General features: G+C 69.0%; 5 protein-coding genes. All 5 read left to right on the top strand.

Annotation, left to right across the window (positions count from 1 at the left end):
- Positions 1-949, top strand: a 949-nt coding sequence (locus tag IM708_RS19725) for a glycosyltransferase (protein WP_209428287.1), incomplete at its 5' end; no start/stop codon positions are given.
- Between the two features lie 33 nt (positions 950-982).
- Positions 983-2,227: a glycosyltransferase family 4 protein gene (locus IM708_RS19730; RefSeq protein ID WP_209428288.1), complete on the top strand. Its 1,245-nt coding sequence runs from the start codon at positions 983-985 to the stop codon at positions 2,225-2,227.
- Complete coding sequence (locus tag IM708_RS19735) at positions 2,227-3,387, top strand: glycosyltransferase family 4 protein (protein ID WP_209428289.1); 1,161 nt, start codon at positions 2,227-2,229, stop codon at positions 3,385-3,387. Before IM708_RS19730 ends, IM708_RS19735 begins: the two co-directional genes overlap by 1 nt.
- A complete protein-coding gene (locus tag IM708_RS19740) occupies positions 3,387-5,243 on the top strand; it encodes an ABC transporter ATP-binding protein (RefSeq protein ID WP_209428290.1) in 1,857 nt (618 codons plus the stop codon). Before IM708_RS19735 ends, IM708_RS19740 begins: the two co-directional genes overlap by 1 nt.
- On the top strand, positions 5,227-7,216 hold a 1,990-nt coding region (locus tag IM708_RS19745; RefSeq protein ID WP_209428291.1), incomplete at its 3' end, for an aminoglycoside phosphotransferase family protein. The genes IM708_RS19740 and IM708_RS19745, both read left to right, overlap by 17 nt.

Raw genomic sequence — 7,216 nt, forward strand, 5'->3', positions numbered from 1 at the left:
TACCCTTCGCGATCTGCGCGCGGCGACCATCCGTGCGGCGGTCGCGAAATTCCAGCCCGACCTGATGATCGTGGACAACGTGCCGCGCGGTGCCCAGTTCGAACTGGACCCGACGTTGCGCGCCCTGCGTCGCTCCGGCAAGACGCGCATCGTCCTCGGCTTGCGCGACATCATCGACCGCCCGGCGGTCATGCGCCAGCAATGGCTGCGCCAGCGCAACTTCGAGGCGCTGCGCGAGTACTACGACGACATCTGGGTCTACGGCGATCCGGCGCTCTACGACACCGCCACGGAATACGGGTTTGGCGCTGAACTGTCGGCGATGCTCACCTACACGGGCTACCTCGACCAGTCGGAACGGTTGGGATCGGCGGCGGCGCCCAAGATCAGGAGGTCCCTGGTCGATGACGATCGGCGCCCGTATGTGCTGTGTACGGTCGGGGGCGGGCGCGACGGCGTCGCGCTGGCGGAATGCTTCGTGCGGACGCACCTGCCGGAGGGCCAGCGCGGCATCCTGATCACCGGCACGCAGATGGCCCCCGAGGCTCGCCGGCGGACCATGGATCATGCGGCCGGCCGCGCCGACATGACGGTCGTCGACTTCGTGCAGGAGCCGGTCGGCCTGGTGGCGGGTGCCACTGCCTACGTCTCCATGTGCGGTTACAACACCGCCTGCGAGGTCATGTCGCTCGGCGTCCGGGCGCTCCTCGTGCCCCGTGTGCGACCGCGCGCCGAACAGCACATACGGGCCGAGAAGCTGAGCGCGCACGGGTTCGCGGACATGCTTCATCCGGACGCGCTGTCGCCAGACGCACTTGGCCGGTGGATCGGCGAACCCGCGCCGCGCCGACGACCGCGACCACGGATCGACTTGCAGGGGCTGGAGCGGGTCAGAGCGCTGGGGGCGTCGCTGCTCGCGCCGCAGCAAACCTCTCGCCATGCCATTTGAGGCGCGGACCCAGGCGCCAGGGAAGGATTTCTCATGATCACACACACCTCGCCCGACACCACGATCGGCTACGTTCTGAAACGCTATCCGCGGTATTCGGAAACCTTCATCGTGAACGAGATCCTCGCCCATGAAGCGGCAGGGCAGCGCATCGAGATCTTCTCGCTCCGCCCGGTGGAGGAGACGCATTTCCAGGATTGCCTGGGTCGGGTCCGCGCCCCCGTGACCCGCCTGACCGAGAAGCCGAAGAACGCCGAGGCGTTGTGGCGTCTGATGCAGAAGGCCCGCGCGAAGCTGCCCGGCGCCTGGTCGGCAATCGGCGAGATGCAGGAAATGGAGGCGCGCGACGTCGCCCAGGCGATCGAGCTTGCCCTGGCATGCCACGACCGCGGGATCGCCCATCTCCACGCGCATTTCGGAACGGTGGCGACGACGGTCGCGCGCCTCGCGGCGCAACTCGCCGGCATCGGCTACACCTTCACGGCACATGCCAAGGACATCTACTTCGACTACGCGGAGAACACGCATCTCGCGCAGAAACTGCACGACGCGCACCGCGTGATCACCGTATCGGACTACAACCTCTCGTATCTGCGGGAACGGTTCGGGCCGGCGGCCGCGCGGGTGAGCCGGATCTACAACGGCCTCGATCTGGAGCGGTTCGATTTCTCCGAGCCCGCGGCGAACGCGACGGACATCCTGGCGGTTGGCCGGCTGGTCGAGAAGAAGGGTTTCCACATTCTGATCGAAGCCCTGCGCATCCTGCGCGATGCGGGACGCGATGTTCGCTGCCGGATCGTCGGCGGCGGCGACGAGGCGCACCACCTGGCCGCACAGATCGAGGCAAGCGATCTGGGAAGCGCGGTCGAACTGCTCGGACCGCGTCCCCAGTCCGAGGTGATGGCACTGATGCGCGCGGCGGCCGTTCTGGCCTGTCCCTGCGTCGTCGGTCGCGACGGAAACCGCGACGGCCTGCCCACCGTGCTGCTGGAAGCCATGGCGCTCGGCACGCCCTGCGTGGCCACCGATGTGACCGGCATTCCGGAACTGGTCCGCGACGGTGAAACCGGGCTCTGCATTCCCGAAGGCGACCCGGAAGCGCTGGCCGTGGCGTTGGCCAGGCTGCTGGACGACGCGGCGCTTCGCCGGGAATTTGCCGAGGCCGGCCGCGCGCTGATCGAGCGCGAGTTCGACCAGAAAACGAGTACCGCACGCCTGCGGGAGATTTTCGACACGGCAATCGGCGGCGGCGAGGTCCCGCAGCGGAGGTCGGCGTGATGCGCATCGCCTACGTCACCACCGACCCCGGCATCCCGCCGTTCGGCACGAAGGGCGCGTCGATCCACGTGCAGGAAATGCTGCGGGCCTTCGCGAATCTGGGGCATGAGATCACGCTCTTCTCGCCGCGGCTGTCGGAAGCGTCGCACGCGCAGATGCCTGGGGTTCAGCTTCGCCCGCTGCCCTCGGCGCCGCGCGGCGAGGATGCGAGTGCGCGCAGCGCCTGGGCGCTGGCGACGAACCACACCGTGGGTGCCGTTCTTGCCGCCGAGGGACCGTTCGAGCTGATCTACGAGCGGCACGCGCTTTTTGCCCATGCGGCCATGGAGTTCGCCGCGCGGCATGGCCTCCCGGGTGTGCTCGAGCTCAACGCCCCGTTGATCGAGGAACATGCCAGCCACCGCACGCTCGTCCGCCGCGCTGACGCCGAGGCCAGCGCGCACCGGGCTTTCGGCGCCGCGGGGCTAATTACTGCGGTTTCACCGGCTGCCGCGGACTACGCCCGGACCTATGGAGCGCATCCGTCGAAGGTTGTCGTCGAGCCCAACGGCGTGGACGCGACCCGGTTCGCCGAGAAGCCTACGATGCGCGGGCCGTTCACGGTCGGCTTCACCGGGACGCTGAAGCCCTGGCATGACACCGCAACCCTGATCGAGGCCTTCGCGATTCTCCGTCGCGACCACGTACCCGATGCCCGACTACTCATCGTTGGTGATGGTCCCGAACGCGCGCGGATTGACGCACGGCTTGGCAACCTGGGCCTCGCCGAGGCGACGCAGTTCACCGGCGCGGTGCCGGCCTCCGAGGTGCCGGCATGGCTGGCGCGGATGCACGCGGCGACCGCGCCCTACCACGGGGATCGTCCGTTCTATTTCTCGCCGCTCAAGCTCTACGAATACATGGCCGCGTCGCTGCCGGTGGTGGCAAGCGACGTCGGCGATCTGGCGCAGGTGCTGGATCACGGACGCCTTGGCCGGCTCGTGCCGCCGGACGATCCCGAGGCGCTGGCCGCGGAACTCGCCCGGCTGGCGGCGGACCGGGACCTTCGCGACCGCCTCGGCGCCGCGGCGCAGGCGCAGGTCGTCGCGCACCACGGCTGGGACATGATCGCCGCCCGCGTCATCGCCCGCGCCCTCGGCACGGCGCGAGAGGTCGCCTGATGGCCGGTTCGCGTCCCGAGTCCCTCGTCAAGGCGCTGCCGGGCCTCAAGCGGGTGCTGGTGCGTTTCGCGCCCTATCTGCGCCCGCACCGCCCGCTTCTGGCCGGCGCGACCTTCGCGTTGATCGGCGCGACGCTCATGCGCTTGCTGGAACCCTGGCCCTTGAAGTTCGTCATCGACCGGGTTGTGCCCGCAAATGTCGCCGGCAGCGGCGGCTCCGGCATCGCCGCGGTGGATGCGCTCGATCCGATGCTGCTTCTCGCGCTCTGCTCTGTTGGTGTGGTGGCGATCATCGGCCTCAGGGCGCTCTTCCAGTATCTGGCGAAGATCGGCTATGCGCTTGTCGGCAGTCGAGTCCTGACCGAGGTGCGTACCCACCTATTCCGCCACCTGCAAAGCCTGTCGCTGGGCTTCCACACCCGATCGAAGACCGGCGATCTGACCATGCGGCTGATCGGCGATGTGGGCATGCTCAAGGAAACGGCGGTCACCGCAGCGCTGCCGCTGGCGGCGAACGTCCTGGTTCTGGTCGGGATGGTCGTGGTGATGCTGGTGCTCGACTGGCAACTGGCGCTGATCGCGCTTCTGCCGTTGCCGCTTCTGTGGCTGAGTTCGATCCGCGTCGGCAAGAAGATCCAGACGATCAGCCGCAAGCAGCGCCGGATCGAGGGCGACATGGCCGCGACGGCGGCCGAGGCGATGGCGAGCATGCGCACGGTGCAGGCGCTGTCGATCGAGGATCGCGCGGCGCAAAGCTTCGTCGGGGCCAACCGCAAAAGCCTCAAGGACGGGGTGAAGGCCAAGCGCCTCGCGGCCGGGCTGGAGCGGTCGGTCGATCTGCTGGTGGCGCTGGCCATCGCGCTGGTGCTCTACTTCGGCACGCTCCAGGTTCTGCGCGGACGGCTGACGCCGGGCGACCTGCTGGTCTTCATCACCTACCTGAAGGCCACCTTCCGCCCGATCCGCAGCTACGCCAAGTATTCCGCTCGACTGGCCAAGGCGAGTGCTGCCGGCGAGCGCGTGGTGGAACTGCTCGATGAGGTCCCCGAGATCCGCGATGTCGCGGGCGCGACGCCCGCTCCGGCCTTGCGTGGCGAGGTGACCTTCGACCGGGTCAGTTTCGGGTATCGCAAGGAACAGCCGGCGCTCGAGAAGTTGTCGCTCGCGCTTGCATCGGGGCAGAGTGTGGCGCTCACCGGGCCGTCGGGCGCCGGCAAATCGACGCTCGCGGCGCTGCTTCTGAGGCTCTATGAGCCGTCGGGCGGGCGCATCCTGATCGACGGGCACGATATCCGCGACGTCACCCTTGCCAGCCTGCGCGGCCAGATCGGTCTCGTCCCGCAGGAAACGATCCTGTTCCGCGGCACCCTGGCCGAGAATATCGCCCTCGGCGCCGGGCGCGATGTCACGCAGGCCGAGATCGAGGCCGCCGCCCGCCTGGCGAATGCGCATGACTTCATCACCGCACTGCCTGACGCTTATGAAACGGATGTCGCCGAACGCGGCGCGACGCTCTCGGCCGGCCAGCGGCAGCGCATCGCCATCGCGCGGGCCGCGCTACGGCGTTGCCCGATCCTGATCTTCGACGAGCCGACAACGGGCCTCGACGGCGACAACGAGGCGACCGTGACCGATGCGATCTGGCGGCTGGCCCGGGGCAAGACGAGCCTCCTTATCACCCACGACCTGTCGCAAGCCGCGCAGGCGGATCGCATCATCTTCCTCGACGGCGGCAGCGTGGCCGAGGACGGCGATCACGCAACCCTCCTGGCGCGCGGCGGCAAATACGCGCGGCTCTGGGCGCGGCAACAGAACAGCGACGACGACGGGGGGCCGATCCATGCTGTCGGCGGCTGACCGCGCCGTCTGCGCGCGCGATCCGGCCCTGCCGGGGCTGGAACTGATCCTCGAGGCGGAAGCCATGGCGGCGGCGCTGGGACTTTCACCGCTTGCGCCTGCGTACCTGCGCTACAAGCCGGGGGTCAGTTGCAGCGCCGCCTTCCTGCACCCGGAGGCCGGCGCGCTTGCCGCCCATGCCTATCCCAGCGAGAGATATGACGAGGTTCGCCGCCGTCCCGAATGGACGCACGATCCGTCGGTGCTGTTTCTGGACGCGGCGTGCATGGTCGTGGTGCCGGTGCGGCTCGACCGGCAGTTGCGCGCGCTGCGGCGCTTCCTGGACCCTGACCGGCGGCGCAAGTACCTGCGCCGGGTCATTGGCCGGAAGGAATCATTTGCCAGGGGCGAGATCGAGCTTCTCCGCTACAAGCCCGGCCGCCGGCTTGTCGCGCGGATCGACTGGAAGGGCGAGCCTCGTGCCGCGCTGAAGATCACGGGTGTGGAAGATTTCAACCGCGCGCTGATCGGCGCGACGGGCGCCGCCGCCCATGGCGGGGCGCCGTTACTCGGCGCCAGCAGCGGGTACCGCGCACTTGTGACCGCCTGGGTCCCCGGAGAGCCCATCTGCCCCGAGGCACTGGGGGGCCTCCCCGATACCACGGCCGTCGCCGAGACGGGCGCGGCGCTGGCCAGGCTGCACGCAGACCCCTTTCGTCCCGCCGCGGTGATCCTGCCCGCCGACGATCGCGGCGCGCTGGCCGCGGTTGCCGAAGATCTTGCCGCGCTCGATTCCGCTCTTGCGCGGCGGGCGGACGAGATCGGCCTCGAAATCGCGTCGCGACTCGGAGGGGTGGACTACCGGCCCAGCCTGGTTCACGGCGACTTCAGCGCCGACCAGGTCGTGATCACCAAGGATCGGCCGGTCATCATCGACTGGGATCACGCCGCCTGCGGCGATCCCGCGCGCGACATCGGCACGTTCCTGGCCCGGCTCGACGCACAGGCCGCGGACGGGTTCCTGACGCAGACGCAAGCCGATGAACTGGGCGCCGCGCTGCTCGAGGGGTATGCGCGCCACGCGGGCTCTGTTTCCGCGTCGATCCCTTCGCATCATGCGCGCGCGCTTCTGTTGCTGGCATCCGAAGGTTTCAGGATGCGACGACCGGACTGGCCGGAGCGGGGCCACGCGCTGGTGGACCGTGCGGCCGGTCTGCTCTCCCTCGCTGCACGCGAGCCCCGAGATCCCGGCATGCCCCAGCTCGATAAGGCCCTCGATCCACTCCGCGTCCTGCCCGAGATTGCGGGCATGCTCGGCGCCGCAACACGGGATCTTCGGATCGCGCCGACTGAACTCGTGCGCCACAAGCCCGGGCGCCGCGCGCTCGTCCGCTACCGCGTCGAGGGCGCGAACACCCCGCATGTGCTGGGCAAGCTCCGCGCCAAGGGGCCGGATCGTCGCACGCCGCGCGTTCACCGCGCCTTGCGCGCGGCCGAACTCGACGGTCTCGCCGCGCACGGCGTGGGCGTGCCCCGCGCCTTGGGCCAGATCGAGTCGATGAACATGTGGCTTCAGGAAGCGGTTCCGGGCACGACGCTGGCAGGCCACCTCGAACCTGGCGATGCCGCGCAGGCTGAGATATTTGCCCGCACCGGCGCCGCGCTGGCCAGGCTTCACGACGCGCCAGTCGCAACCGAACGCCGCTGGTCACTCGATAACGAGGCCGCTGTGCTGGAGCGCGCCCTCGACCACGCCGCACAGCAAATGCCGGAAGCGGGCGCGACACTGGGGACGATCCGTCGTACGGCGCGCGCGCGCCTCGAACGGCTGGGCGACGCGCCTGTCTGCGGTATTCACCGCGACTTCTACTTCGACCAGGTACTCGTCGACGGTCCCCGGATCTGGCTGCTCGATCTCGACTTATACACCATCGGCGATCCGGCGATCGATCTTGCCAATTTCCTTGCCCATCTCGATGAATTCGGCCTGCGCC

Source organism: Pararhodobacter sp. SW119, from assembly GCF_017811755.1.
Classification (GTDB): Bacteria; Pseudomonadota; Alphaproteobacteria; order Rhodobacterales; family Rhodobacteraceae; genus Pararhodobacter.